1 pseudogene is annotated in these 255 nt (G+C 54.1%); it reads right to left on the bottom strand.

Annotated elements, in window-relative coordinates:
* Positions 1–255 (bottom strand): annotated as a pseudogene (locus tag MWC30_RS22280) (hypothetical protein); the annotation flags it as partial.

Here is a 255-nt window from a genome sequence, read left to right as displayed (position 1 = left end):
TGCGCAGATTCATGATTTCCTTGAATCGCTTGCTGTCTCTCGGGATGGGAGGATAGAGCCTCGGGTCTGTAGTCGAGGAGATATACACGATGGGTCCGAGGGAGCTTTCGGGCATGCAGTCCTGTCGGCGGGGACACTCGTCCAGGTGGATGACGTAAAGGGATTTCCCGTCTCGGTGCGTATGCCTTTTTGCAGGGCAGGTATAGACGTGAATTTTTCTGTACTCATTGTACAGGTGATGCCTCATGCGGACGC

It is taken from the genome of Desulforhabdus sp. TSK (genome assembly GCF_022836495.1).
GTDB lineage: Bacteria > Desulfobacterota > Syntrophobacteria > Syntrophobacterales > Syntrophobacteraceae > Desulforhabdus.
The sequence above is the reverse complement of the archived record's forward strand: the minus strand, read 5'-3'. Positions and strand labels throughout refer to the sequence as shown.